24 protein-coding genes are annotated in these 26,813 nt (G+C 39.0%); 9 read left to right on the top strand and 15 right to left on the bottom strand.

All coding sequences use genetic code 11. The features are described from left to right. Positions 1-40 precede the first annotated feature (40 nt). From MED217_RS06960 to MED217_RS06910, 11 genes are all read right to left on the bottom strand, one after another. Positions 41-1,135: a HEAT repeat domain-containing protein gene (locus MED217_RS06960; RefSeq protein ID WP_009779784.1), complete on the bottom strand. Its 1,095-nt coding sequence runs from the start codon at positions 1,133-1,135 to the stop codon at positions 41-43. Positions 1,136-1,216: 81 nt separating this feature from the next. Continuing rightward, on the bottom strand, positions 1,217-1,579 hold the full coding sequence (locus MED217_RS06955; protein WP_009779783.1) for a response regulator transcription factor: 363 nt from the start codon (positions 1,577-1,579) through the stop codon (positions 1,217-1,219). Then, positions 1,576-2,301: a response regulator gene (locus MED217_RS06950; protein WP_009779782.1), complete on the bottom strand. Its 726-nt coding sequence runs from the start codon at positions 2,299-2,301 to the stop codon at positions 1,576-1,578. Before MED217_RS06950 ends, MED217_RS06955 begins: the two co-directional genes overlap by 4 nt. A gap of 24 nt (positions 2,302-2,325) precedes the next feature. Then, the gene (locus tag MED217_RS06945) at positions 2,326-5,943 is read right to left on the bottom strand and encodes a PAS domain S-box protein (protein WP_009779781.1); all 3,618 of its coding nucleotides are present in this window, start codon (positions 5,941-5,943) and stop codon (positions 2,326-2,328) included. Positions 5,944-6,078: 135 nt separating this feature from the next. Then, positions 6,079-7,320 (bottom strand): ATP-binding cassette domain-containing protein, encoded by a 1,242-nt coding sequence (locus MED217_RS06940; protein WP_009779780.1) that lies wholly within the window; start codon positions 7,318-7,320, stop codon positions 6,079-6,081. Positions 7,321-7,325: 5 nt separating this feature from the next. Next, positions 7,326-8,306: an NAD(P)H-quinone oxidoreductase gene (locus tag MED217_RS06935; protein WP_009779779.1), complete on the bottom strand. Its 981-nt coding sequence runs from the start codon at positions 8,304-8,306 to the stop codon at positions 7,326-7,328. Positions 8,307-8,420: 114 nt separating this feature from the next. After that, complete coding sequence (gene lpdA / locus MED217_RS06930) at positions 8,421-9,827, bottom strand: dihydrolipoyl dehydrogenase (protein WP_009779778.1); 1,407 nt, start codon at positions 9,825-9,827, stop codon at positions 8,421-8,423. Positions 9,828-9,915: 88 nt separating this feature from the next. Continuing rightward, entirely contained in the window at positions 9,916-11,475 is a 1,560-nt protein-coding gene (locus tag MED217_RS06925) for a hypothetical protein (RefSeq protein WP_009779777.1), read from the bottom strand. Between the two features lie 665 nt (positions 11,476-12,140). Further along, complete coding sequence (locus MED217_RS06920; protein ID WP_009779776.1) at positions 12,141-12,593, bottom strand: thioredoxin family protein; 453 nt, start codon at positions 12,591-12,593, stop codon at positions 12,141-12,143. A gap of 283 nt (positions 12,594-12,876) precedes the next feature. Continuing rightward, entirely contained in the window at positions 12,877-13,416 is a 540-nt protein-coding gene (locus MED217_RS06915) for a DUF4377 domain-containing protein (RefSeq protein ID WP_040533320.1), read from the bottom strand. 219 nt (positions 13,417-13,635) lie between these two features. Further along, complete coding sequence (locus MED217_RS06910; protein ID WP_083777989.1) at positions 13,636-14,394, bottom strand: hypothetical protein; 759 nt, start codon at positions 14,392-14,394, stop codon at positions 13,636-13,638. 399 nt (positions 14,395-14,793) lie between these two features. Here MED217_RS06910 and MED217_RS06900 point away from each other — a divergent pair. Further along, positions 14,794-15,923 (top strand): IS3-like element ISLbl2 family transposase gene (locus MED217_RS06900; protein WP_088124381.1). Its coding sequence is split into 2 segments (ribosomal slippage): positions 14,794-15,055 and positions 15,055-15,923, totalling 1,131 coding nucleotides; the frame shifts between segments, so codons are not numbered across the junction. On the opposite strand, the gene MED217_RS06895 is transcribed toward MED217_RS06900, so the two are convergent. From MED217_RS06895 to MED217_RS06880, 4 genes are all read right to left on the bottom strand, one after another. After that, positions 15,901-16,392 (bottom strand): hypothetical protein, encoded by a 492-nt coding sequence (locus tag MED217_RS06895; RefSeq protein WP_009779770.1) that lies wholly within the window; start codon positions 16,390-16,392, stop codon positions 15,901-15,903. The two genes, MED217_RS06900 and MED217_RS06895, sit on opposite strands and share 23 nt — an antisense overlap. A 38-nt stretch (positions 16,393-16,430) precedes the next feature. Next, positions 16,431-16,931: a hypothetical protein gene (locus tag MED217_RS06890; protein WP_040532638.1), complete on the bottom strand. Its 501-nt coding sequence runs from the start codon at positions 16,929-16,931 to the stop codon at positions 16,431-16,433. A 219-nt stretch (positions 16,932-17,150) separates the two neighbouring features. Further along, positions 17,151-17,948, bottom strand: a complete 798-nt coding sequence (locus tag MED217_RS06885; protein ID WP_009779768.1) for a hypothetical protein — start codon at positions 17,946-17,948, stop codon at positions 17,151-17,153. 155 nt (positions 17,949-18,103) lie between these two features. Beyond that, entirely contained in the window at positions 18,104-18,490 is a 387-nt protein-coding gene (locus MED217_RS06880) for a hypothetical protein (protein ID WP_009779767.1), read from the bottom strand. An 850-nt stretch (positions 18,491-19,340) separates the two neighbouring features. On the opposite strand from MED217_RS06880, the gene nhaC reads away from it, so the two are divergent. The 8 genes from nhaC to MED217_RS06835 all read left to right on the top strand — a co-directional run bounded on the left by nhaC (position 19,341) and on the right by MED217_RS06835 (position 26,813). After that, entirely contained in the window at positions 19,341-20,822 is a 1,482-nt protein-coding gene (nhaC, locus tag MED217_RS06870; RefSeq protein ID WP_009779765.1) for a Na+/H+ antiporter NhaC, read from the top strand. Positions 20,823-21,073: 251 nt separating this feature from the next. Further along, a complete protein-coding gene (locus MED217_RS06865; protein WP_009779764.1) occupies positions 21,074-21,712 on the top strand; it encodes a peroxiredoxin in 639 nt (212 codons plus the stop codon). A gap of 58 nt (positions 21,713-21,770) precedes the next feature. Next, positions 21,771-22,085 (top strand): thioredoxin family protein, encoded by a 315-nt coding sequence (locus MED217_RS06860; RefSeq protein WP_009779763.1) that lies wholly within the window; start codon positions 21,771-21,773, stop codon positions 22,083-22,085. Next, positions 22,066-22,314: a DUF6952 family protein gene (locus tag MED217_RS06855; protein ID WP_009779762.1), complete on the top strand. Its 249-nt coding sequence runs from the start codon at positions 22,066-22,068 to the stop codon at positions 22,312-22,314. Before MED217_RS06860 ends, MED217_RS06855 begins: the two co-directional genes overlap by 20 nt. Before the next feature lie 358 nt (positions 22,315-22,672). Continuing rightward, positions 22,673-23,173: a thiol peroxidase gene (gene tpx / locus MED217_RS06850; RefSeq protein WP_009779761.1), complete on the top strand. Its 501-nt coding sequence runs from the start codon at positions 22,673-22,675 to the stop codon at positions 23,171-23,173. Positions 23,174-23,176: 3 nt separating this feature from the next. Beyond that, on the top strand, positions 23,177-23,554 hold the full coding sequence (locus tag MED217_RS06845) for a diacylglycerol kinase (RefSeq protein ID WP_009779760.1): 378 nt from the start codon (positions 23,177-23,179) through the stop codon (positions 23,552-23,554). 207 nt (positions 23,555-23,761) lie between these two features. After that, positions 23,762-26,155 carry an FtsK/SpoIIIE family DNA translocase gene (locus MED217_RS06840; RefSeq protein ID WP_009779759.1) on the top strand — a complete coding sequence of 798 codons (2,394 nt, stop codon included), beginning with the start codon at positions 23,762-23,764 and terminating at the stop codon, positions 26,153-26,155. Further along, positions 26,148-26,813 (top strand): outer membrane lipoprotein periplasmic chaperone LolA1, encoded by a 666-nt coding sequence (locus MED217_RS06835; RefSeq protein ID WP_009779758.1) that lies wholly within the window; start codon positions 26,148-26,150, stop codon positions 26,811-26,813. Before MED217_RS06840 ends, MED217_RS06835 begins: the two co-directional genes overlap by 8 nt.

Genomic DNA, 26,813 nt, shown 5'->3' with positions numbered 1-26,813 from the left:
TTTTATAAAAGATAAGCAACTTTCATTGAAAACAGCCTGCTTAAGCCCCAATACTTTGTTGCATTGAATACTCTTGAAAATCTTCCCAATCTTTTGATAAAGTTTCTATATTTAAAAGACTTTTTACCGGGATTTGATCTTCAAAGCAGCGAGAGATTTTATAAAAATCAACTTGTAAATTTTCATCTTCCTTATGAATATGGGGAACCAAAGTCTGCAGATCTTTATAGGTACCCATCTTTTTTATAGCGTATAAAATACTGCGTTTATTCTGTGCAGTTTCTTCAGGAAAATGAGTAAGCATTAACTGTAAGGCTTCAGAAACTTCCATGGTTTGCAAAGACTGAATAGCCTGATATCTCACCTCTTCCGCATCGTGATCTAAGCAATCTACCAACAAGGGTATATTCTGAAATTGATTAAAACTTAAGATCATTTTAATACAAAAAACGACAATACTATCTTCGTGATGGTCGAGCCAGCGCGCAAAATCAGGAATCTCTACTTCAAAGCTTTTCAGGCTATTTTCAATCAGCACTTGTTGCCACAGGGTCAAGCGTCCTTCCAAATTATCAAGAAAAACCAGAGGATCTGTTTTTGAAGTGTTTAAAAAGTACAAAATAGCGTGTTGTCGAAGTTCTACCCGTTTGGACTGTAATAAAGGGTATACATAGTTCTCGGGAACTTCAATACCCAATTTAGAAAACGCAAACATTGCCCGTGCTTTGTAATACCATCGATACCCCTGTAGATCTTCCAATAGAAATTTATATAAACCTAAGCCATAAAAAATCTCTTTGATGAGTAAGCTGGACTCTCCTTTTAAGTTTTCATCAAAAATTAAAATCTGCTTGATCAAGATTTTATGGTCATAGGAAGACTTTATATAGCTGTACTTAAAATCGCCTAAAGCTTTACTCTTATTAATGGTTTCATCAAAAAGAAACGCATTGACAAAATCTATAAACCTGGCCTCTAAATGTTTTCTATGCGATTCCTTGATATTTTTACGTATACGCAAATACAGCACTAAGCTTACAAAAAACAGTGCTATACAAGAAAAAATCAAACTGAGGATCAAATTGATCTTTAGGATCAAAGACCAATCTTCCAAATTAAAATAAAGCGTAGGCATAGTAATAAATTCATTTGTGACTTGGGGAGTCGGAGTTAGATGAAGGTTTATGTTTTCTTATACGTAAGGATTTTAAAAGTGTTACTTAGCTAGTGTTCTTTTAACACGTAGCGACAACTCACTAGGGCTAAAAGGTTTGGTTATAAAATCGTCGACGCCCATCTCAAAGGCATCAGTTATAATGTCTTCTTGTGTTGAGGTAGACAATACTATGATAGGAACCTCTTGGTTCACGTTTTTTATATGTTCTATTATTTCGTTTCCATTTACAAAAGGTAACATTAAATCGGTAAGCACTAAATCAAACTCCTGGTCTTTGAGCAACTGCATAGCCACGCGGCCATCTTCAGCCAAGACAACCGTGTATCCATCCTTCTTTAGCTTAAACTCTAAAGATTTTACGACCATGGGGTTATCTTCTATGACCAAGATTCTTTTACTCATACGCTGTACACTTCAGGAAAATCATCTTTTAAAGCTTCCTGCATTTTTTTGTGTTCTTCTATCAATTCATTTATAAGTGGAAACATCGCTGTTCCTGTAATTTTGTGAGCCAATTCATTACTCAATTGTGCAGCCTTGCTGTTTTGCAGCATTTCAAAAGAAGGCTTTAAACTATGTGCAACCTTGCTCACCTCCTCGTAAGCTTCCTCTTTATAAAATTGAAGCATTTCTTCCAGACGTGGCGTTACAGAATCCTTAAAAATGCTGATACTCTCTCTAATAAACTCAGCATCACCATCAGAGAGCTCTATAAGATAATTGAGGCTGTAGATTTGTTCTTCAGGTTCTTCAGGAGAACAAGGAAGCTGCAAAAATGTCTTTACAAAGCCAATGTCTTCATTTTTAAAAGGTTTACTCAAAAATCTTACAAAATCTGCACTTTTTGAAACTAAGGACTCTGAATTAGCGATTAACATGACAGATCCCTTAAAATTTACTTGTTCTTTCAAATAATTCAACGTCTGAATAGCCCCTAGAGGTTTAACGTTCTCTTCGATCAACAAAAGATCTGGCTCGCCAGACTGCTTGATGTATTGAATGGCTCCCATCGCCGAAGCAAAGCTGTTGACCTCAACCTCACTTTTAGAAAAAAAAGTGTTGAATCTCGCTTGTGCCAGCGCATCTGCATCTACAAGGACTATATGTTTTTTTGTTTCGTTCAAAGTTTAAAGCTTGTTTCGCTTGTTTTAAGATACGCTTAGTTTTTCATTATTCAAATGCTCTTGCAGCACCTTTTTAAGGTCTTCAAGAACCAAAGGTTTGGCTATATATCCGTCCATTCCACTTGCTACACATTTCTCGTGCTCTCCTTTTAAGGCTCTAGCTGTAAGCGCAATAATGGGTATGCGATCTCCGTGTGGTTCTATTTTTCTTATTTCCTGAGTAGCTTCATAACCGCTCATTACCGGCATTTGAATATCCATAAAAATAAAATCTAACGGCTGATTCTTATAGACTTCAACGGCCTGAGCCCCATCATCTGCTTCAATAATAGTGGCGTTTGCGGTGATCTTATTGAGAATGGTTTTGGTTAAGAACTTGTTTACCGGATTATCTTCTGCAACCAGAATGGTAAGGGTCCCATTGCTTAAATCTGTCGCCTCTTGTACCTCTTCTAGCTGCCCTTGTTCTGATTCATCTAAACGATCTATCGTTTCAAAAAGATCATTACGTAAAGCAGGTTTCACCAGTTTTCCGGCTACGCCTAAAGCTTTGGTACGCCCATTGATCTCAGTGTCATCTTCAGAACTGTGCAGTAAAATAATAGGTAATTGTTCTTTATTAATTTTAAGCTCTTCTCTAAAATGCTGAATGAGATCAAGTCCGTTTAGATAGGGCATATTGTAATCTACAATAGCGATATCAAAGTTTGTATCTTCTTGTAGTATTTCGATCGCATCAATTCCATTTGCGGCATGAACCGTTTCTATATTACGCTCACTTAACATTTCTTCAAGGATGACACGATTGTTGGTGTTATCATCTACAAGCAAGGCACGCTTTATATCTTTAAACGGTGTAGGAGTCCTGTTGACACCACTATCGGTTTCAAAATCTACAGTAAAGTAAAAGGTTGTCCCTACGCCCAAAGTACTTCTTACTTCCAGTTTACTTTCCATCAACTGCAACAGTCTGTTGCTTATGGTGAGTCCGAGTCCGGTACCGCCATATTTACGCGTCGTAGAAGCGTCACCTTGATTAAAGGCTTTAAAGATCTCTTGAAGATTTTGTTCTGAAATCCCAATCCCGGTATCTCTTAAGGAGAACGTAAATTGTTTTTTATTAGGATGTAACGCGCTATTTTGCTCTTCAACCTTAAGTTCGATCTCACCGTCGTGTGTGAATTTTACGGCGTTGCTTAACAAGTTGATCAGGATCTGTCGCAAGCGCAAACCGTCTGCAATGATGTATTGATCGATCTTTTGCGGAATGTTGAGCAATACTTCAATATTCTTTTGATACGCCTCATGTTTGATCATTTCAACCGATCGGCCACAAAGCTCTGTGATATTCACCCGCTCTTCGCTTAGGCTCAATTTACCGGCTTCGATCTTAGAGAAGTCTAAAATATCATTGATCAGATCGAGCAGCGAAATTGCCGATGCATAAATGGTCTCCATGTATTTTTGCTGATTCTCATTAAGTGGAGACTTCATCAAAATATCGGCAAAACCAATTACACCGTTTAATGGCGTTCGAATTTCGTGACTCATATTTGCTAAAAACTCCGACTTATATTTGTTTGCAGCTTCAGCTTTTTGTTTGGCCTTGATCAAGGAGTATTCCATCGCTTTTAATGCAGAAATATCTGCCGAAACGCCTAAATAGCCTGTGGTTTTGCCTTCATCATCTTTAATGGCCGTTACTACTAGCTGCACGGGAAATGTGGTACCATCCTTTCTTACATAAGTCCAATCGCGGGTTTCTAGTTCGCCCCTATTGATCTTATAGGTAAAAACATCATGTTTGTCAACCTGCTCTCCATATTCTTCTTTCAGTTTTAAAGCATAGTTTTCAACTTCTTCGTCTACATGAAAAATAGCCGGCTTTTGATTTCCTATAACTTCTTCAGCGGTATAGCCGAGAAGATTTTCTGCACCTTTATTGAATTTTCGAATAATATGGTCAAGATCAGTTTCTACAATAATTACTTGAGTGGTAGAATCAAGAATTACCCGCATCTCATTCAAGCTAGATTCTAATGCCTTCTTCGCGTTGATCTCATCAGTCATATCGACTACCTGGCCAATAAGCGAACGTACATTTCCGCGCTCATCAAACAAACCGGAAACCGTTAAAAAACAGTGTACAAGCGATCCATCTTTATGTAAATAGCGCTTTTCTACTTGGTAGTTTGTCAACTCCTTGGTAATGATCTTTGAGAAAAGTTGCGCATCATTTTCCCGATCTTCAGGATGCGTGATTTCTCTCAATGACATCTTAAGCAATTCTTCTCTAGAATACCCGATCATTTGTGCCAAATTATGATTGACACTACGCCATCTCCCGTGTAAATCAACTAGGGCCATTCCATTTGGTGAATACTCAAAAACCCTTTTAAATTTGGAAGCATTCTCTAAAGCTCTGCGCTCTAAACTTTTCCTTTTTGTAATATCTTCTACCTGCGTAATTACTAATTTAGACTGGGCTTCTGTTTCTGTAATCATTGAACAGCTAAAACTACACCAAATGACTTTACCTGAGCCGTGGTAGCACTCTACCTCCATTTGATAATGGTCTATGTCTCCAGACATGAGTGCTGTTCTGTTTTCTATAGCTTCCGGAATGTATTCAGGAAGGAGGACATCTTTTATGGTATATTCTAGAACCTCCTCTTCTGACAAATGATCTAAACCGAAAATTCTTCTTGCAGAAGAATTAGCCATCACCAAATTGCTTTGATGATTCACCAAAACAATTCCTATTGAAGAATTCTCAAATACTTTTGTAAACCGATTTTCTGCTTTTTCTCTAGCGAGCTGATGCTTTTTCCTGTTGCTGATATCCTGAAAAGCCCCGTAAACGCGAATGCATACCCCGTTCTCAAATTCGGCTTTACCCATACTGCGCACCCACTTTTCTTTACCATCGGCAGTGATTATGATAAACTCGTCATCAAAACTCACGCCTTCTTCAACACATTTTGAAAAAAGAGTCTTGATTTTTTCTCGGTTTTCTCCTTCCTTATAAAAGTTGATACCTGCTTCAAAACGAGGCTCAAAGCTCTTAGACACACCATGAATTTCTTTGGTGACCCGCGTCCAGGTAACCTTATGCTTGATCAAATCTACTTCCCAACCACCAACACAAGCCAGATCATTAGTCTCTTCATAAATTTCGTTGAACTTCCGAAGCTTCTTGATTTTCTTTAAATAGTTATCAGATGAGGACTTTTGAGCAACATCGGCAATAAATTTCACAAAAAGATGACGTTTGCCGTCGCTGTCAGTGTATACCAAATGCCGCGAAGTTGCCGTAAGAATTCTCCTGTTTTTGTCGGAAAAAGAAAAATAATGACGCTCTTTTGTTAACTCATTGAAACTTGTTTTGTTTATCAGGTCTTGAATGGTTTTCTTTCCCGCTACTCCCAGAACCTCCCAGAATACATCGAGTTCAACCTCTTTTTCAGGCTTTCTATAGCCTATTGTATCCCAAAAAGAAGTGGTGATATGAAAGCGCTCTTGATGCTCTAAATTGATGTAGAATACTCCAATAGATGCTTTGCTTAAAATCCAGGAAAAGACCTCAGCATCATCGCAAAGAATACGATGAAAATCCCTTTTAACAAATGCAGAATCAGACATTGTAGAAGCGTTTTAAGTTGGGTAAAATTAAAAGTAAGGTACTTTTAAAATTCATTGGGCAATCAAATGTACGCTTTTCAGCCTAACTTTTAAACACTTTAACGATTAACTTAAGCATTTTAGCTATTTGTTACTTCAGTCTTTTCGAGAAAGTACTGCTTTTGAACCCGTTTTTGAAGGCTGAAATAGGATCGTGTTCTTAAAATTCAATCCGGGCTCTTCTCTATGTGAAACATAAATCACAGCGGTTTTGCTCCCTGCTTTTATTTTATTGATAAGCGAAACGATAAGGCGTGCACCTGCCGAATCTAATGCGGCTGTAGGCTCATCTAAGATCAATAAGGGCGGGTGTTTGATCATAGCTCTTGCGATCAAGACCAGTCGTTTTTGAACTTCGGTCAGGGATCTGAAGGGTTTTGTACTGTAAGTAGTAAGACCGATGACTTTAAGCCAGGCTTCGGCAGTAGCGATTTCTAAAGTAGTGGGCTTTTGATACAGTCCCACACTATCGTATAAGCCCGAAATGATCATATTCTTCACATCGTGCATTCCGTCAAAACGTTCGGTCATTGTTGTGGTAAAATACCCTATTTTCTGTTTGATCTCCCAGACGCTCTCTCCTGTTCCCTTTTTTCTTCCGAACAAATACAATTCCTTCCCATAGCCTTTGGTACTATCCCCGGTAATCATAGAAAGCAAGGTGGTTTTCCCTGAACCATTAGGTCCTTTGAGGTGCCAGGAAGTGCCGCGCTTCACCGTCCAGGATATGCTGTCAAGTACGGGCTTTTCTCCAAAGGATACAGAAACATTTTTTAGCACAATAAGCTCTTCAGGAATGTCCTTAAAGAACGTAAGCGGCTCAGGAATAGGATGAACCGCTAAAGTGTGATCTACCGCTTGATCTTGCCGGGGTAGCGCTGTCTTCTTAAAATGTCCCTCTTGATACTGTAATCCCTGTGTACAATAGGGCAACACATCTTCTTCACGCCGATAGACTTGTATGAGCAAGGTGGTATCTTTAAGCGCTTCTAGCTGTTCTTTAAACCACTTGATCTTTTCAGTATCTAAAGCATCAAAAGGATTATCGAGAATTAAAAATTTAGGCTGTTGCGCCAATTGATAATCTAACAAGAGTTTTTTGCGTTCGCCACTTGACTTGGTTTGTAAACGCTCGTGTTCCTCGGTCAATATCGACCTACCGTGACGGTATTCTTCATCCAGGTATTCTTCTAAAATATGATTAGAAAACAATAATCCCTCACCTCCTGCTTCTTCGATCAACCAAGCTGCTTTGAGGAGTTCCTTTAACTGCTTTTTAGTTAAAACCTCCTGAGTAACGGCTATCGCATAATGTTGTTTTGTTGTTTTTACCTGCATAGTATTTAGGACGCACTGTTTTCTAAAATGATCTTTCCTATATGAGCACTGCTTTCCATCAGTTGGTGTGCCTGGGCAGCTTCTTCTAGTTTGAAAACCTTATGGATAATTGGCTTGACCTGTCCTGATGCCAACAACGGCCAGACTTTTTCTTTTACCTCCCTGGCAATACGTTTTTTGACCTCCACAGGTTGCGGCTTCAGCAGACTTCCGGAGAGGATCAATTGTTTGCTCATCATCGTCCATAAATTGATTTGCGGAGTCAGGCTTTTCATTCCGTTAATGTGAATCAATCGTCCTTTAGTATTCAGTAATTCAAGATTTCTCTGCGTGTAATCACCACCCACCATATCTAAGATTACATCGATCTTATCATTCTTAAACGCTTCTTCAAAAGCGGTTTCTTTATAGTTGATGCCTTTAGCCAATTGGTGTTCCTCTATAAAGTCTAGCTTCTCTTGCGAACCTACCGTGGTAAAGGTTTTTAATCCCAATGCTTTAGCGATTTGCAGTCCCATCACCCCGATACCACTGGTACCGCCGTGAATCAAGAGGCCTTCACCTTCTTTAGCTTTTGCCTGTTGAAACACATTAAACCATACCGTAAAAACAACTTCGGGCAGTGCTGCGGCTTCGGTATAACTCAGGCCTTCAGGCACCGGAAGACACAGACGGGCATCTACATTGCTATGTGTAGCATAGCCGCCGCCCGGCACCAAAGCACAAACCGCATCCCCCACCTTAAACCCTTTGACCTGCTCCCCCACAGCAAGCACTTCGCCAGCCACTTCCAGACCGGGGATTTGCGCTTTGGGCGTATCTCCTCCATAAGCATCCGGGTTGTTACGGGTTAAAATATCACTCCGATTGACCCCGGCGGCTCTGACTGCGATCTGCACTTCGTGCTGCTGCAGCTGCGGAAGATGGTAATCTTTATATTGAAGTACTTCGGGCCCACCGGCTTGGGTTATATAAATCGCTTTCATAGTATTTTATGTGAATTCCGTTAAGGACAAGCTGCAAGCTATACTATCCTTTGACGGCACCAACAAAAAAACCCTTTTCAGTTGAAAAGGGTTTTTAAAAATTTCATAATTCTTTTAAATATGCAGCGCTCGGTCCTCGGTTGCTGCGAGTGCAGCTTCCTTAACCGCCTCAGCATAGGTAGGATGCGCGTGCGACATAATCGCTATGTCTTCGGCACTTGCACGGAACTCCATTGCAGTAACACCTTCAGCGATCAAATCGGCTACACGAGCGCCCACCATATGAACACCAAGCACCTCATCGGTTTCTTTATCGGCAAGGATCTTTACAAAGCCATCGATGTCTCCCGAAGCTCTGGAGCGGCCTAAAGCACGCATTGGGAACTGCCCTGATTTATAGGCGGTACCCGCTTCTTTCAATTGTTCTTCGGTTTTACCTACCGAAGCAACTTCTGGCCAGGTGTATACCACTCCCGGAATCAAGTTATAATCGATATGCGGTTTTTGTCCGGCTAAAGTTTCTGCTACAAACACGCCTTCCTCTTCGGCTTTATGCGCAAGCATTGCCCCACGCACCACATCGCCAATCGCGTAAATATTGCTTACAGCAGTTTGTAAATGTTCATCAACTTCAATGCGGCCTCGATCGTCTGTTTTTAGACCAACAGCATCCAGGTTTAGGCCGTCTGTATAGGCTTTACGCCCAACAGAAACCAAAACATAATCTCCCTTGAACTCGACTTCTTTATCTTTCTTATCGGTTGCTTTAACGATCACCTCGTCACCCTTGCGTTCTACAGCGCTCACTTTGTGTGAGGTATTGATCTTCATTTTAGACTTTTTCAGCACTTTGGTAAGCTCTTTACTCTGAGCACCATCCATTGTTGGAATGATTCGGTCTAAATATTCTACCACCGTTACTTCTGCACCTAAACGTTTGTATACCTGCCCCAATTCGAGACCGATCACCCCACCACCAATTACGATAAGATGCTTCGGAATTTCTTTCAATTTTAAGGCTTCGGTAGACGTGATGATACGTTCTTTGTCGATCTCTATAAACGGAAGACTTGCCGGTTTACTTCCGGTAGCAATAATGGTGTTTTTTGCTTCGATCTCTACATCATCTCCTTCCGCTACTGCGATATGAATGTGCGTTTTATCTTTAAAACTCCCCACTCCCTGATAGGTATCGATCTTGTTTTTACTCATCAAGAATTCGATTCCTTTAGTGGTTTGCTCCACCACCGAAGCTTTACGGCCCATCATTTTCTCCAGATTGATCTTTACCTCGCCCGGAATCTCGATCCCGTGCTCTTCAAAATGTTTAACGGCATCTTCATAATGGTGAGAAGAATCTAATAAGGCTTTAGAAGGAATACAACCTACATTAAGGCAGGTACCGCCCATAGTTGCATATTTCTCAATGATTGCTGTTTTAAGCCCCAATTGGGCGCAGCGAATAGCAGCCACATAACCTCCGGGACCGGAACCAATGACCGCAACGTCGTATGTACTCATAATATGAATTTCTGTTTAAGAAGTATAAAGGTACAACACGTAAAAAAGTTAACCGAATTTGAAACGCAGATTTATCGGTTAATTTAATTTAATCAACCAATTCTATCCTTAACGACGTTCCCTCTAAGATTTCAAGATCATCCCATTCATTATTATCATCATTATCAATGGTTTGCATGTATAAATCAAAACCTCTATATGTATTACTGATGTTAACTAAAAATGATTTTGTAATTGTGACGTATTCTGAATCATTATTAAAATCTACAAAAGAAGAACTGTTCGCTACTTCGTTACTATACTCTGCTACATAAAATTTCAAAAATCCGCGATCTCTGCGCCTATAAAGATTAATTGTATAAGTAAATTTGTAAACACCGGTTACTTCTCTAGTCTGTATTCTAGAACTAGAAAGACTATTCAGTCCCTTGTTAGGCCCTACTTCACCAAAAGATACTATACGATTAGTAGTGTTAATATCTGATAGTCTATATCCAGTACCAACATAAATCTCTCCATAAACGCTTAAACCTCCAGAACTTCCTGAAGAGGCATCCTGCCAACTCACGTTACCATTTGCATCTGAAGTCATCACCTTCCCGTTTCCTTCATTGCCATCAACATAACGTAATGTACCGTTAACATGAAGTTTTGCTGATGGGTTTGAAGTTCCTATACCCACCTTGGTCGCAGCATAAGAATCTGTTGTGGTATTTGTAGTGTTTCCTAAAATAATAGAATTATCTACCGAAGTCGTCGCCGGACCAATAGCTATTGCATTCTGATTGCTTGCGTTTGCCTGATAACCTATTGCTGTAGCATTGTTACTTGTTGCACTAGATTGATTACCTAATGCCATCGTGTTGTTTGAAGAGGAAACCGATTGATTACCGATAGCAAATGAGCCTGTAGCCCTAGAGTCAGCACCTGCTCCTAGTGCATAACTGTTACTGTGAGAAGCCTTTGATGCCTCACCAATTGCATACGAACTTGTTCCAGATGCGGTCGCTGACTTACCCAAAGCATAAGAGTCTGTTTGAGAAGATATTGAAGATGCCCCAATAGCATAAGCGTCACTCCCCGAGGCGTTGGCTGCTTTACCATAAGCATAATTGCTGGTATTTCCGGCAGAGGCGTTTTCACCAATAGCAAAAGCCTGATTAACACTTGAACTTGCACCAAGCCCCAAGGCAATACCTCCGTTAGGATGTAAGCGCCCAATCTGATCCCCATCAACTTTAAAATATAAAGAGTGATAGGTTGTAGTACCCAAAAATGTGGTCCCGTCATTGGCTTTTCCGTTTAGGTTATTCCCATCCAATTGCCAACCTGCACCCGAACCACCAGAAGGAGCAGCTTTCATAGCCGTCCAGACACTACCATCCCAATAATAATACCCCACCCCACTGCCTCCGGTAACTGAAGCATTGGTATTATAGATCAGTAATCCGGCTGCATTAGTATTGGCTCCGTCAATACTAGAATTTGTTACAGATGACAAGTTAATACGCGGTGCTAAAAATCCCTTGGTAGTCGATTGTATATCGAGAATACTTGAAGGATCAGGACTGGTGGTACCAATACCTATTTGTGCATAAATTATAGAAGAAAATAAAGTGAAAGCTAATGAGAGTAATTGTTGTTTCATTGAGGTAAATTAATCGATTTAAGGCAAAGCAAAATTAATTGTTAATTTGATTATATTTTACTGGCAAACAGTTATTTAACACAAGTAGAAAATATCTCCTACATTTATGCTTTTTATCGACTTAAAAAGTCTTTTCATCGACATATACGATGTTTTTAACAGTAAAGTTTTCCATATATCTACTAATTTTCTTGATAGTAAGGAGTTCTTTATTAGCCCAATACTTGCATTTTTACATAATTCCTGCTAAAAACCTTGAAACAAGAACTTTACAGAACCCATCTTTCTAAGAATTGAAATCAAACTTTTTTTGGCCCGCAAAAAGCTAATTTATTGGCAAGGGTATACTACTTTGATTCTTATAGTATTTACTAGATTTGGCTGTAAGCCATTCTAAGAAATCTAAATACTACTAAAATTTAAAAAAGACTTGTTTGTGGAAAGAGAAGGTGAAAACAAACTAGGTTTCTTGCTTATTGATTCCCATCGCTATTTATGTCATTATAAGTTTAGCATTGCCCGAAGAAGATAATACGCATCTCTAGTATTGAGATCAAAGCTAACCAATCTATAAAACCACTTAATAACAGCTAAAAACAATCAAAGTAGCCTACACGGTTATACGCGTAAGGCAAGACTTTATCTTCAAGCTTTAATATAATACGTTATTGGTTATTGTACTTTTTCGATATCGCGATCATATCCTCTTTTTTCGGCACCCATTGATCTCCTATGCGCTCTAATAGATTTCCATCGCTATCAATAATCAATAGTGTGGGATAAGAAGTTACCTTGTATTTTTTGGCAATTTTGATCCCCTCACCTTTTTCGGCATCGTATTTTAGATTTACAAAAGCATCGTTCATAAATTCACCAACTTCCTGATCTGTAAGGACATTTTTTGTAAAGACCAAACAGGGTGCGCACCACCCGGTATAAAAATCAATAAAAAGAGGTTTATTCGCCTCCTTCGCCTTTAGCAAGGCGGTATTGAAATCTGTTTTTTCAAAACTAACGGCTGTTGGAATATCAAATTTGCTTCGTTCTCTTTCGGTATACAAATTGAAAGAATACGCTGAAAATAAGATCAGACCGGCACCAACGAACCCCCAAAGCATAAACGGGAATTGCGATCAGCTTCTTTTTGAACAGGTTGAAGGATAGCGTGGCAATCAAAATACCTAAGGCAAGTTTTCCATAAACCTGAGGAATTTCAATAAATAGGTAAATTGCATAAACAAACAAAGGAATTAAAATCAGATTCAAGATTACTTTGGCTGTTTTGTTCATAGTTTTAGTTTATAGCTATGGTCAACAATTGCAATATACCTCAAAAACAACTATTTACACTTTAAATTGCTAAACTAAACTACCAACGTGCAAAGCATCAGACTACGACCTTTATTGAAGACTTACCAACTGTAGTGCATTGTTAGCACCTCGCTTAAACGTACCCACTACAAAATCTTGATTTACTAACCTGGTGTCTAATTCATCACAAAGCGCGTTACAATCAAGGTCTATTTGATTGAGCAGTTGTAATCCCGAATCGCTTGTTATAAAGTTTTCTCCGTTTATTTTGAGATCAATATCAAACAGGGTTTCATCAGGAACTTCTTGAGTTGATGTAATATCCAAAAGCGTGTAGCTTACCGCACTTCCGTCTGCAGGAGGATTGTTTATAGGTGTTGTTTTTAAAGTTACATCGTAGACTCTTCCCGGTTCGTAGTCAAAGCCTTCGATAGTTGAGTAGAATTTGGTCCAGGTTTCTGTTCCTATAGCATCTCCGGTTTGCACCAGTAAGGTCAACATAGCAGCTTCACCAATGCCGGTATTCTGAAAATGATTGATTCTCATGGCTATAGTTTCAGCTTGCTCATCATCCTTAGTACATGAACATAAGGATCCTAGAGTGACTAAAAGTAAGAGTAGTTTTTTCATAAGCATTTGGATGAGTTTCTAAGTAAGATGCATTATCAGCTAAAGGTTGCGTTAAAAAAGAAAAAAACAACTCAAAATCAAACTTTTACAGAAGTAATTTAATTAATATGGAGTGATATTTAGTAGAGCTGGATTATCGCTTGATATAGAAACTTCGAGAGGTTATTATTAAAATCTTGGACTTGTTACATACATACCGAGGTTGTGCATCTTTATTTTTTATTTTAATTGAAAATGAATATGGTCATCGTGTCGAACAGCTTGACAACCATGAAATCTTACCTTTCCGTTTGTTAAATTCAGTCGGCTTTTTAAGTGTGGTTCAATAAATAATTTCCCGATGCTGTTTTGGCGTAAAATCAAATTTGCCAATTCACGAGTTCCTTTTTCAGAAAATTCAATTTCTTTGTTGATAGTCCCTAGCGTCAAATATTTTGGGAAATCATATTGCCAATTTCCACGTTGTTTGCAATCTGCATTTTGGTCATATTCGATTGTGGTCGGTTTTTCAAAAATCCCGTATCCGCTTATTGATGGTTTTTTGTTCGTCAATTGTCCGTTTGGGTCTTCGTAAATCAGAGAAACGTCAATTTTCTTTCCGTCGTTGTGACTTAAATGAGGTAAAAGAGGAAATCCATTGATGAATGGAAAGTTCGCGTCAAGGTAAATCATTTTGACTCCGCTATTGCGTTTCTCATATTCCGTTGCTATTTGAACCAGCGATTTGTTCAGCTCTGGTCGAACGTAATTCCTATTGGCAAGTCTGTAAAAAAAAGAATGCGCCTTTAAAAATTCGGTTTCTTTTATTTTTTCACGTCCAAAAATCGGCGCAATGTTTGGAACAATCAGAAAAGTTGTGATCAAGTAAAATCCGGTGAAAATTCCGAGTTTCTTCAATCGCCTTTTTTTGGCTGTACGTTTAATCGATAATACCGCAATTAGATAAAGAATTCCACCAATTTGTGTTACAACTGTCAAAAAGACGAAAATTATAATGTGAAGTAGTATTTTCAATGGTCTGGCAAGCTTATGGGTTACGGCAGGCTGTATCAAAACCACCTTTCTATGTTTTAAAAGTAGTTGAAGTGATTGCGAAATCACTAATAAAACAAAAACCGCTTAAACAAATTGAGAAATTAGATCAATTACTTCCTTTGTAAAGCAAATTGGTTCTGTTTTTTTTAGAATTAATTTAGTAATCAACATATTCTACTTCAATTTCATCATCAAGAATATCCTCTTTGTAAAGATCAATAGCTTTATTAATTTTTTCTTGGAATAATTTATCACCTCTTTTTATGTTTTGGATAAAGATGTTGTATGCTTCCCTTAAAACCGAACTGTTTAGAAGTGTAATAATTCTTAATTTTAAACAGTATGAGACGAAGCAAATTCACACCTACACAGATTGCAAAAATTTTAAAGGAGTTCGACAACGGTAAGAGTGTTGAAGAAATTAGCCGCGAATACGGTGTCAGTACCTCTACCTTTTATAAATGGCGTTCTAAATACGCTGGTATGAGCAGCAAAGAACTTAAGCGTATTAAGGAGCTCGAAGCTGAAAACGCCCGTCTAAAGCAGATGTATGCCTCTTTAGCACTAGACCACCAAATGGCAAAAGAGATTATTGAAAAAAAGCTCTAAAGCCCTGCCGTAAACGCACCATAGCTAAAGAACTTATCCGCTACGGCATCAGTAGGGCGTGCCGAGTGCTTAATATGAGTAAAAGTGTTTACTATTATAAGCCATTACCCAAGGATGATACTCCTATAGAGAAGGCTCTTAGAGACAAAGCAGAAGAACATTCAGAAGAGGGTTTCTGGAAAGCCTACTGGCGTATCCGTAACGAAGGAAAGCCTTGGAATCATAAGCGGGTACACAGGGTGTATGTATCTTTAGGGCTTCCTTTAAGAAGAAAAGCAAAGAAGCGCCTGCCCGCGCGTATACAGGAGCCTTTGGAGATTCCTGAAGAATTGAATGATACTTGGAGTATTGATTTCGTAAGCGATGTCCTAGAAAACAAGAGACGTTTTAGATCTTTTAACGTAATAGACGATTTTAATCGAGAGGCACTACATATTGAAGTAGACTTTTCATTGACTAGTAATCGGGTAGTCTGGGTACTCAATCACCTAATCAACCGACGGGGCAAGCCAAACAGGATCAGGATGGACAATGGTCCTGAATTCATAGCAAACCTAACTGCTGAATGGAGTAAAATGCATGAAATTGAATTTAAATACATACAACCAGGCAAACCTACTCAAAATGCTTTTGTAGAACGCTTTAATGGCTCCTATCGCAGAGGTGTCCTAGATAAATATATCTTTGAAAATATTGATCAGGTAAGGGAACAAACTCAAATATGGATGGAAGATTACAATAAATATCGTCCCCATGACTCACTGGGCAAAATAGCACCAGTGCAATACGCAAAACTCCATTCTCTTGGGGCTAGCCCCAAGAGAATGAATAACAATAATTTTAAACCAGTTTTGGAAAATTAAGCAGTTCTAGTCTGGGGAAGCTTACATCACTTACGAGCCAATCCATATAATTTTTTTGAAATTCTTTAATTCCATTACTTTTTATATATGGCAAATAATATTCAATCAAATTAGCATTCTTTTCGCAAAAGTCTAATGTGCAATTTTGGATTTCAGTAACTCTTGCATAAGGCATTCCTTCAATACGGTCAGCCATAATTATTGCAATTTCTCCTTTGTTTAAAATTCGATCGTGGCATTCCGATTTAGTACTGGTCAAAGTTTGATCAGTAAAAAATTCCGCAAGAGTTGGTAATATCCGCCAGCCATATTCAATCAGTTTTTCGGCTTGTTCTGTATTAGTTAATTCTTTTGAGTTTTCAATTTTTGAAATTCCGTCCAATAGATTTTCAATTTCAGATTTTGATTGTGAGAAACCAAAATTTGATATTAAAACTCCAATTATTAAAGTCAGACGGATTTTTTTCATAATTATGGGAACGGTCTCCTATAACCGTCAGTTACGGGTTAATATGTGTTAATTTTCGGTTTGCAACTGATGTTAGCAAACGTTTTTTGTTTGTAATTATTCGTTTGGATATTCCTTTTATCAGTCTTTCTTTTTTTCCAAAATTTCCAAGAAAATGTTCCCATTTCAGAAATTGTTATCCAATCATTATTTTCATTCATTTCTTGGTATTCCCACTTAAATTCTTTTCCATTTGAGATGTGCGCGACAATTCTACCAGTTCCTGTTAGTGAGTTCACAATTAAATTCAAATATTCTTCTATATTTTCGGAAGATTCATAACAATGTATATGATGTCCAGAATTTCCGAAAAAAATTGTGCTTTCTGTTGAGTCAATTATCATTTTAATCCCAAATCCATTGGAATCATTAGGCTCAATATTCAGAATATTTTTCTTCTCAAGGCTGTATTTCAATTCAGGTATTCTCTTTGTGAGAAAGTTTATTATATTTTCAGAATCGATTTTCATCAAATGTTTGCTAACGGCAGTCTGTCTCAAAACTACCTGTTTATATTTTAAAAGTAGTTGAGGTGATTGCGATATGCAATAGTCCCTAATCTACCTTAAATAACGCATTCCAAAACGAACTAAAACTCACAGTACGTTGACTTAAATGGTGACAGTTTGGTAGACGCAGTGTTTATATCAGATACAGGGTTATGCTGCTATACAGGCTGTACCGGCCACACGAAGGCTCGTTATTGGCATACCTACTTATTAAAGTCGGTTATCTATATAGGTTAAAGGAATAGTCAAATTTAATTCTTCTCCATGCCTATAATAATAGTCAAAATCGGGTAACACTTTTAATATATTAATTAGTTTAAGTTCTAACTTTTTATCATCAACTCCTTTTAGAGAAACAGAGTAATCTTTTTTAGATTTTCCAGTTTTAAAGAGAATTGAAATCCGTTTGTTTTTCAATTTAGTTCTCGTTTCTTGGTCTAAGTGATTATCAATGAAACTCACAATCTCTTTTGGATCTTGAGTGTAAATTGATTTATGATAATTACCAGTTTTAAAAACCTTATTTTCAATTTTTCCTTCTTTAAAAGTTAAATTCCATTCTGACTCATAAATTGGGAATCCTGGACTTTGGCTCATCCAAATCTTTTCTCCTTGTGGAACAAAAAGATCACCAGAGTACCAGTTGGCGAATACCAAATTGCTTTCCACTTTATTAGGAAAGAGTTTGTTTAAATCTATTTTTATACTGTCTTTTTTAAAGTTGAAACTATAAATATTTGACAAGTAGAGCTTATCATTTATAATTTTCCATTCCGCAGTATAATTTTTCAAACAGCCCCAACACTCTGGTTTTACGTTTTGGGTATCAAAAAGTTTGTTTTGGTCAAATTTAGACCAACAGTATAGAGGAAAAGTTTGAATTTGAATGGTATCATTTTTCCAAATTAACAAGTCAGGTTCAGTATAAGGTTGTCCCGCCTTTTGTTGATATTGACAAAGACCAATGTTACTTGATAAAAAAATTATATAAAGGAGTATTCTTTTCATGCTATGCCAACGGTTGTGGTATGAAACGGAGGGCATTTAGAATCACTTAACTGTCCGCCCGAAACGAAGCTTGCTAAGTGCCAAAAACTTGCGGAAACCACTGTCCGCCCTATGTTTTATACCCATTGTTGTAAAACCTTTTTTTCAGAGTATTCTTATTCATTCCAACTTATTAAAATCCGTTTAAGATTTTCCGCTTTAAATAGATAGAATAGTGTCCAAAGGAGCATCCAAATTACGAATGCTAAAAAGAAGAATACAAAATTCAGTCCGTCATATTCTAAATCCAGGTATACGAATAAAATGGTCATAATTATTGCTCCAATAAAATTGTAAAGAGTAGCATTTTTTAAACTCATTTCTATAAGCCCAGTTAAGAAATTCCAGCCAACTAATCTATCCGTTATTTTTATTTTTTCTGGGTCAGAAAAGTCAATTATTATTCTTTGAGCAAAGTCCAATTTGACTATTATTTTGTTATTTATCTTTTCAAATTTATAGTCAAACTTATTTAGTGATAGTTCGGTTTTTTCTATTCCCATAATTTTTGGTCAAAATGTTTTACAACTCGTTACATCAGGATAAATATACCTATTATCCCTTTATAATTTTCGGGATAACTGGAACTTTAGTTCCAGTTTATCCAATTTGATCACTCCCCCCTTCCCTAGCCTCCAAATAGTAAAAAACAAGGTTTCTAGAGGTTTAATGGCAGTTTGCTTCGTATGAACTTCGGTATTTTCCCATTTTTTAAAAACAGCTGCACATAAGATTCTAAACCTGTCGTTTATCGACTCAAAGCAACCCCGAACGTGACCCGAACAAGACTCGAACGAGACCCGAAGCAAACCCCCAGAAATTTCGGACTTATATGTAACAATGTGCAAACTAATGCAAAAGCGTGCAAGACCGTGCAAGCCTATGCAGGTACCATTGATTTTTTGTAAGGGATTTCGGGTTAAGGTTTAAAAGGAGGTCGTTAAGCTTACGTTGATTGCTGATGGGTTAAGAAGTGATGCACACGCGATAGCAATCGCGCGGCAACCTGTTTTTAGATTGCGTTGATCGCCCAGACATTGCTTAAAGAACTATTTATTTCTATTCTTGTGACTCTTAGTCTTACGCTAACCTCTCAAGTCTCAAGTCTAACATCTCCCTAATGCCTACTGCAAACTGACACTGCCAACTCTTTTCTTTTCCGTATTTAAAATTTCTACCCTCATGTTTCCATCTAGTATTTTCTCTTTGTTCTATTTTCTTTTGTCTCACTTCTCAAGTCTAAAATCTAACGTCTCATTACTGCCTACTCCAAACTGCCACTGCCAACTGTTTTATCTATTCAAGCTATATCCTCAAGATTGTTTATTATTGTAAGCATCTTAAAATACACCTATGAGCAATCAGGATCAGGATCCAAAAAATCAGGAAATCGTTGAAAACAGAGCATTAAACATTTGGGAAGCCTTAATTCCCATTTTTGCATTGGTAGGTATGCTGGCGTATAATGTACTGGTGTTTGGTGACGATGCCTTAAGCGGTTCTAATCAGTTTATTTTATTATTGGGTGCGGCGGTTGCTGCACTGGTGGGCTTTTTTAATAAAACTTCTTTTGAAACCATGATGGAAGAAGTTGCCCAGAACATCAAATCTACCGCCGGTGCCATCTTGATCCTGTTGATGGTTGGTGCGCTTGCGGGTACCTGGCTGGTAAGTGGGATCATCCCGACGATGATCTATTACGGACTCCAGATCTTAAATCCGTCTATTTTCTTGGCGGCCTGTGTGGTTATTTGTGCGATCATTTCGGTGGCTACGGGAAGCAGCTGGACGACTTCGGCTACCGTAGGGATTGCTTTGATAGGGATTGCCAATGCTTTGGGCATTTCGTTAGGAATGACCGCCGGAGCTATTCTTTCGGGTGCGTATTTTGGGGACAAACTCTCGCCTTTGAGCGACACCACCAATCTTGCTCCCGCTATGGCAGGAACCGATCTGTTTACCCATATTCAATATATGTTGTTTACCACAGTACCTACGGTAAGCATTACCTTGATCGTCTTTATCATCATTGGCCTCAATATCGAAACCAGCGGTACCGCAGATACTTCGGCGATCCTGGCCTCGATTGATGATGCGTTTACGATCAGTCCGTGGTTGTTTATCGTACCGGCGATCGTCATCTTTATGATCATTAAAAAAACACCGCCTTTGATTGCACTCCTTATCGGTACGATTTTAGGTGGAATCGCTGCGCTTATCTTTCAGCCGGAGATCATCGCCGGTCTGGGTGGAAGCGAGAGCCTTACTTTTGAAAGCGGTTATAAGGGTATTATGAATGCCATTACTGTAGACACCGCCATAGAGACAACCAATGAGAATCTCAACGACCTGTTTGCTGCCAGCGGTATGGCAGGAATGCTAGGCACCATCTGGTTGATCCTTTGCGCGATGACCTTTGGTGGGGTGATGGATGCTATTGGTGCATTATCCCGAATCAGTGCTTTTATGCTGGATCTTTTTGAAAGTACGTTTGGTCTGTTTGCAAGTACGGTAGCCACTTGTATTGGTCTTAACGCCACGGCAAGTGATCAATATCTTGCGATCGTGGTGCCGGGTAAAATGTATGCCAAAGCCTATAAAGACAAAGGACTTGCTCCAGAAAACCTGAGCAGAACGCTTGAAGACAGTGGTACGGTAACTTCAGTACTTGTGCCGTATAATACCTGTGGAGCTTACCAGAGCGGTGTCTTGGGCGTGTCGGTAGCAGATTATTTTGTGTACGCGATCTTCAACTGGTTGAGTCCGTTTATGACCTTGATCTTTGCAGCTTTCCGTATCAAAATACGCACATTGAAAGAAGCAAAAGCCGCTTAAACGCTTAAAGTTTTTCAGTATTGAAAAAAGTTCAAATCGGTCATTTATCAACCTGATAAAATACAGTAGGTTTAATTAGGTATTTACTATTTTTCAACGCTCGCTTTTAGCACAATCTCAAAAAATCACCGCTTGCCTCCTTTGCATAAGTATTGCTTATACTAAAATAATTTGTTTGCATTTTTTGCGTGCATTTAATGGAATTTCCCTGCTACCTTTGCAGTAGAAATAAATCATTAAAAACAAACAATATGACATTAGTAGGTAAAGAATTTCCAAATCTTGCAGTTGATGCTATGAACGAGATGGGAGATACTTTTAAAGTAAACATTCTCGAAGAAGCAAAAAGCAAAAACAAAAAAGTATTGCTTTTCTGGTATCCAAAAGATTTTACATTCGTATGCCCTACAGAGCTTCACGCTTTTCAAGCAGCGATGGACGAATTTGAAAAACGCAATACTATTGTTATTGGTGCGTCTTGTGATACTCCAGAAGTACACTTCGCTTGGTTAAATACACCAAAAGATAATGGTGGTATCGAAGGGGTAACGTATCCTATTCTTGCAGATACAAACCGTAACCTGGCAAACCGTTTAGGAATTCTTGACGTGACTAACGAGCGTTATGATGAAGAAAGTGGTGTTTTAACTGTAGATGGAGATAACGTAACCTATAGAGCTACTTATTTGATCGACGAAGAAGGTACTGTATTTCACGAAGGAATCAACCATATGCCGGTAGGTCGTAACGTAAAAGAATTTTTACGCTTGATCGACGCGTATGCACACGTACAGAAAAACGGTGAAGTTTGTCCTGCAAACTGGGAAGAAGGTAAAGATGCAATGAGCGCAAACCGCGACGGTGTAGCTTCTTACTTAGCTTCAAATTAATTTCTTACACCCAACTTCAATTTTTCAAAGAAATTAATAACCCTAAAATTCAATTCTTATGATTCAAGAACTTGATCAAGACAACCTTTCAGAATTAGTTAGCGATAACGAAACTGTTGTGGTTCAATATATGGCAAGCTGGTGCGGAAACTGCAGATTGATGAAACCTAAGTTTAAAAAGCTGGCTTCAGAAAATGAAAATGCTAAGTTTTACTTGGTAGATGCAGAGAAATATCCGGAGAGCCGTAAACTGGCTACGGTAGATAATCTACCCACATTTGCCACATTCAAAAACGGAACTTTTGTTAATCAGGTACAAACTAACAAGTTTGAAAACCTAAAAGAACTCGTAGATGAAGTTACCAGTAATTAAACATTTACAGAAAAACAATAGTGCTGAAGCTTTGCAAAACACCATCGATGTGTTAGAATCGTTTACCGAGCATCGCTCGTGTACCGATAACGATATGGATGTTGTAGGTGAATTGATCACCAATCTATGCGGAGCGGTAGAAATGCACCAAATGATAGCAGATGGAATGTCTGAACGTGATGCAGCAAATGGTTTTGCGCAGAAGGTTCTAGGTTCTATTGACAGATAAACTGCCAAAGGGCGAGCAGTGAGACACAGATTGAAAATCATTTTGATTGGCATTCAAGTCTCAAACTAAGATACCCTCCGGTAGAAATAATAAATAATGTAGGTTAGATTTTTTATTGAAAGAGTCCTCAGGTCTATTGATTTGAGGACTTTTTTTATGCACACTATTCCAATCCCACTCTTAAAGCATTCAAATTGTGAATAGCGCTTCAATTTAGCATTCCTTTAATTGTAGGTCCATTTGCTTATAAGTACATTTACTGTTCGATTGTGGGCGATCACCCTAACCTATAGATTCCAAGTTGATCAAACACAAGAGAGGGCCCGAGGATCGGGCAACTAATTTCAATTTAAAAACTATGGCTACTATTACCCTAGGCGGCAATACCACAAAAACTTCTGGAGAACTTCCTGAAGTAGGTACCGCTGCTCCCGACTTTAAACTTGCATCTAAAGATCTATCTCAAGTAAGTCTTGATAATTACAAAGGCAAACGCATTGTGATGAACATTTTCCCGAGTGTAGATACCGGAGTGTGTGCAGCCTCTGTACGACACTTTAATAAGGATGCTGCTGCGCTAGAAGATACTGCAGTATTGTGCATCTCACGCGACCTTCCTTTTGCTCAGGCCCGTTTTTGTGGTGCAGAAGGTCTTGAGAATGTAGAAACCCTATCAGATTTTAAAGATGGAAGCTTTGGTAAAGCCTACGGTTTAGAGATCGCAGACGGTGCATTTGCCGGATTGCACTCGCGTGTTGTGCTTGTGCTTGATGCAGATCACAAAATCATTTATGAAGAGCAAGTTCCAGAAATTGGTCAGGAACCTAATTATGAAGCTGCGCTAAGCGCTCTTAACTAAACTATGACAGACCCGGAAGCCAAAGAACCTTTTGTAATAAATAGAATCAAGGCCTTTAAATATGCTTTTAAAGGCGCTTGGTTGCTTATTAAAAACGAGCCTAGTATTCAGGTGCAGAGTTTTTGTGCGCTTGTGGTAACGGTTTTGGGGTTTGTGTATGAAATCTCTACACTAGAATGGTGCATCCAACTGCTGGCCATTGGTCTGGTGCTGGCCGTTGAAGGCCTCAATACCGCTGTAGAAAAAATAGCCGACTTTATTCATCCGGAGTACCATAAAAAAATAGGCATCATCAAAGATGTTTCGGCGGGAGCGGTAACCTTTGCCGCTGTTATTGCGGCACTTATTGGTTTTATCATCTATATACCTAAACTGTTCTAAAATTTTATAAGTTTAGTACCGTTTGATATTTGTACTTTTACGCGCTAATCAATTCGTGTTAATTGAAAGGCGCTTAACTACACGTGTTAAGTGTAGGGTATACAGGCAGTTGTCACCACAAGCTGTATACGCTATAAATGTTAAACAAAAATGTGTGTTGCTGGGTTTTAAAACCTAAGCGGCGCGACTATAGAGTTTAAGCTTAGAATGGCCAGAAAAAAGACGAAAACTAAAACAAAATCCAAAACGACCAAGCAGTCCAAAAAGATCTCTTGGGTACTGTCTAAACAACAAAAAATAGTACTGGGAAGTTTTCTATTTCTCTTAGGACTTGCCTTGTTGTTTTCGTTCATCTCTTATTTTTTCAGTTGGCAGGCAGATCAAAGCACGCTTAGTGAACTTAGCGATCGCAGTGTCGAGTCACAAAACTGGCTGAATAAATTTGGTGCTGCACTTGGGGACTTGTTCATTTACCAAGGTTTTGGCCTGGCGGCGTTTACCCTGGCCATCCTGGTCACCCTTTCCGGATTTTACTATTTCTTTGATAAACCCCGAAAAAAACTTCAGGGCTTTTGGTTTTGGGGAATTATCGTGATGTTGTGGTTTGCTACCTTTTTAGGTTTCTTTGCAGAGACCAATCCGTTGCTTGGCGGGATGGTAGGCTTCGAACTCAATGATTTTCTTCAGGATTTTATAGGGCTTATCGGTACAATTCTCGTGCTTGCCTTTGTAGCCATCGTTTATTTTGCCATCAGACTCAAGCTGACTCCCGAACATATTGGGCAGTTTTTCGCAAAGCGGAAACAAGCCATTGCTTCTGAATTCAATAGGAGTGATGACGAAGGCAACGAGTTTGTAGACACGGCTTTTGACAAAGACAATATCGAATTACCTCAGGAAGAAGTTGAAGAAACACCAGAAGAGCCGCAACTCAAAACCACTCCTACCCCAACAGAAACACCGGTAAAGCAGGAAACAGAGACCAAGGAAACTCCTAAGGCTACTGAAGACGATGATTTTGAAATAGAAATTGAAGAGACGGTTGAAGAAGAGGAAGTCGTTGAAAATCTAAGCACCAAACTCGTACAGGATTTTGGAGAATTCGATCCTACGCTAGAGTTGAGCAACTACCGCTTCCCTACCATAGAATTGCTTAAAGATTATACCAAAGGCCAAAGCATCACGGTAGATCAGGAAGAGCTTGAAGAAAATAAAAATCGTATTGTAGATACGCTTAAAAACTACAAGATAGACATTGCGCACATTAAAGCGACCGTAGGGCCTACAGTAACCCTGTATGAGATCGTACCGGAAGCCGGAGTGCGTATTTCAAAGATCAAGAACCTGGAGGATGATATTGCGCTTTCACTTGCCGCATTAGGAATACGTATCATCGCTCCGATTCCGGGTAAAGGAACCATTGGTATCGAAGTGCCTAACAAAAATGCCCGAATCGTTTCTATGCGTTCGGCGATCGCTTCGCCTAAGTTTCAAAATGCCGAAATGGAATTACCACTTACTTTAGGAAAAACCATATCTAACGAGACCTTTGTGGTTGACCTGGCAAAAATGCCCCACTTGCTTATGGCGGGTGCAACCGGTCAAGGTAAATCGGTAGGTTTGAATGCGATTCTTACGTCGTTATTGTATAAAAAGCATCCTGCGGAAGTAAAATTTGTATTGGTAGATCCTAAAAAAGTAGAGCTTACCTTATTCAATAAAATTGAACGGCATTATCTGGCTAAGCTTCCAGATTCTGAAGATGCGATCATTACCGACAATACCAAAGTGATCAATACGCTCAATTCGTTATGTATCGAGATGGATAAACGCTACGATCTGTTGAAAGATGCTATGGCGCGTAACATTAAAGAATATAACGCTAAGTTTAAAAAACGTAAACTAAATCCTAATGACGGGCATAAGTTCTTACCCTACATCGTTCTGGTCATAGATGAGTTTGCCGATTTAATTATGACTGCCGGGAAAGAGGTTGAAACCCCTATTGCGCGTCTTGCGCAGCTTGCGCGTGCAATTGGGATCCACTTGATTGTTGCTACGCAGCGACCTTCGGTAAATGTGATCACGGGTATTATTAAAGCCAACTTCCCTGCCAGAATTGCCTTTAGGGTGACATCAAAGATCGACTCACGTACCATTCTTGACAGTCAGGGTGCCGACCAATTAATAGGGCGTGGAGATATGCTGTATACCCAGGGAAACAACCTGATACGCGTGCAATGTGCGTTTGTTGACACGCCCGAAGTAGAAAAGATCACTGACTTTATAGGGGCTCAAAAGGCGTATCCTGAAGCGCACCAGCTTCCGGAATACGTGGGAGAAGAAGGTGGCACAAGTCTTGATATAGATGCAAGCGACCGCGATGCCTTGTTTATGGATGCTGCCGAAGTTATTGTCACAGCGCAACAAGGAAGTGCGTCTTTATTACAACGTAAACTGAAATTGGGATACAATCGTGCCGGTAGAATTATAGATCAACTTGAGGCTGCCGGTATTGTAGGACCTTTTGAAGGTAGTAAAGCCAGACAAGTACTCGTGGCCGATATGAATGCCTTACATCAACAATTAAATAATGAGTAACATGAACTTTTCAAAAATAAAATACATCACCCTGCTTGTAGTAGCTGTGTTAAGCACTTCATCGCTTTTTGCTCAGGACGCAAAAGCTAAAAAACTTCTAGACGAGGTTTCGGCAAAAGTGAAGAGCTACGACAATATGTTTATCGATTTTAAATACGGCTTATCTAATGAGGCTGCGGGAATCAATCAAGAAACCCGTGGAGATGTCACCCTTGACGGTGATAAGTACAAACTGAATTTGATGGGTACGATGCAAATGTACGACGGTAAAAAACTGTATACCATCGTACCTGAAGATGAAGAGATCACCATCTCTACCCAAAATCCGGGAGACGATGATGCCATCACGCCTTCAAAAATGCTAACCTTCTTTAACGAAGGATACACCTATAAATGGGATATTGAGCAGAATGTGAGCGGTCGTAAAATTCAGTATGTAAAGTTGGTTCCTATGGACTCTAACAGTGAGTTGAAATCTGCTTTACTCGGTATCGATGCGCAAACCAAGCACATCTACCGCCTGATTATGACCCAAAACAACGGGAGTAAGATCACCATCACGGTCAACACTTTTAAGACCGATCAACCTTTACCCGGTAACCTGTTTACATTTGATGCTTCAAAATATTCAGATTACTACATCAATGAATTAGACTAG

Source organism: Leeuwenhoekiella blandensis MED217 (genome assembly GCF_000152985.1).
Taxonomy (GTDB): Bacteria; Bacteroidota; Bacteroidia; order Flavobacteriales; family Flavobacteriaceae; genus Leeuwenhoekiella; species Leeuwenhoekiella blandensis.
This window is presented reverse-complemented; position numbering and strand designations above follow the sequence as displayed.